The organism is Phenylobacterium sp. (assembly GCF_036402295.1).
GTDB lineage: Bacteria > Pseudomonadota > Alphaproteobacteria > Caulobacterales > Caulobacteraceae > Phenylobacterium.
Genome location: NZ_DASWTE010000331.1, coordinates 1 through 1,659, shown reverse-complemented (window position 1 = coordinate 1,659; position 1,659 = coordinate 1). Strand labels below are relative to the sequence as shown.

The window sequence follows — 1,659 nt, the reverse complement described above, 5'->3', positions numbered from 1 at the left end:
AGTTCTCCAGTTGATCATCTTCGCAGGCCTCGCCGCCATCGTGCTGTACCAGCTCTATTCGGTGCTGGGCCGGCGCAAGGGGCTGCAGCCTGAGGATCGCCAGACGGTGGAGGCGCTGGAGCGCCGCGCGCCGGCGCCGGTGCTGGGCGACACGGTGGACGACGGCGTGGAGCTGACCGGGCTGGCGGCCGTGCGGGCCAAGGATCCCGGCTTCGACGTGACCCGGTTCCTGTCGGGGGCGAAGTCGGCCTACGAGATGATCGTGAAGGCCTTCGCCGAGGGCGACCGCGAGACCCTGAAGAACCTGCTGGCGCCCAGCGTGTTCGAGAGCTTCGAGACCGTCATCAAGCAGCGCGAGACCGAGGGCCGCACCGAGCAGGTGGAGTTCTTCCACAGCCCGCGCGCCGACCTGGAGCGCGCCGATGTGCGCTCGGGCGACCTGGCGCATGTGACCGTGCGCTTCCTGGCCGAGTTCCGCAGCCGCACCAAGGGCCCGGAAGGCGAGGGCGTGGACGACCGCCGCACCGCGGAGCTGTGGACGTTCGAGCGCCGGCTGAAGAGCCGCGATCCCAACTGGACCCTGGTCCACGTCGACGCCGCCGAGGCCTGACCGCGCGTGCGTTGGGGGGCCGTCGCGGCGAGTTGCGCCGCCCTTCTCGTTGCTGCCTGCGCGACCGGGACCGAGCACGGTCCCCCGCCGCCCGGCTTCCCGCAACCCGTCCCGCCTGCACCGAGGCCGCCGCCGGAGCCGCCGCGGCGGATCGAGCTCTCGCAGCTGCCGGGCTGGGCGGCGGAGGACCATGACGCAGCCTTCGCGGCCTGGCGGGCGACCTGCCACGCGAGCCGCGACCCGAAACTGGCCGACCTCTGTGCGCGGGCCCGCTCGGCCGGAGAAGTGGCGCCGGGCGACGGGCGGACCTTCCTCGAGCAGGCGTTCCAGGCCGAGCGGGTCGGGGGCGAAGGCGTGCTCACCGCCTATTTCGCGCCGATCTACCCCGCGCGGCGGACCCCCGACGCCGAGTTCAGCGCGCCCGTGCGGCCCAGGCCCTCCGACCTGCGGCCGCTGGACGGCGGGGCGGTGGTTCAGGTGCTGCCCGACGGGACCGAGGCGCCCTACCCCGACCGCGCGGCCATCGAGGCGCTGCCAACAGTCGACGCGCTGGCCTGGATGCGGCCCGAGGAGCTGTTCTTCCTGCAGGTGCAGGGCTCGGGCGTGCTGACGTTCGAGGATGGCAAGCAGGTGAAGGCGCTCTACGCCGCCCACAACGGCCGGCCGTTCGTTGGGGTCGCCAACCCGATGCGCGACCGGGGCCTGCTGGCGCGGGACAACACTTCGGGCGATGCCATCCGCGAGTGGCTGGCGGCGTATCGTGGGCCCGAGGCCGACGAGATCATGCGGCTGAACCCGCGCTATGCGTTCTTCCGGCTGGCCCCCGACGACGGCAGGCCGCCGGTGGGCGCGGCCAACGTGCCCCTGCCCTCAGGCCGGGCGGTGGCGGTGGACCCGGCCTTCCACCCGATGGGCGAGCTCCTCTGGATCGACGGCGAGGCGCCGTTGCTGGCGGGGGCGTTCCCGACCTACCGGAGGCTGGCCACGGCGCTGGACACCGGCGGGGCGATCAAGGGCGAGGTGCGGGCCGACCTCTACCTCGGCGAAGG

The 1,659-nt window shown here is 73.5% G+C and carries 2 protein-coding genes; both read left to right on the top strand.

Annotated features, from left to right (window positions below; genetic code table 11):
• On the top strand, positions 1-610 hold a 610-nt coding region (gene timA, locus VGD44_RS19655; RefSeq protein WP_331090074.1), incomplete at its 5' end, for a TIM44-related membrane protein TimA.
• A gap of 6 nt (positions 611-616) precedes the next feature.
• The coding region (locus tag VGD44_RS19650; RefSeq protein ID WP_331090073.1) for an MltA domain-containing protein at positions 617-1,659 on the top strand (1,043 nt) is incomplete at its 3' end.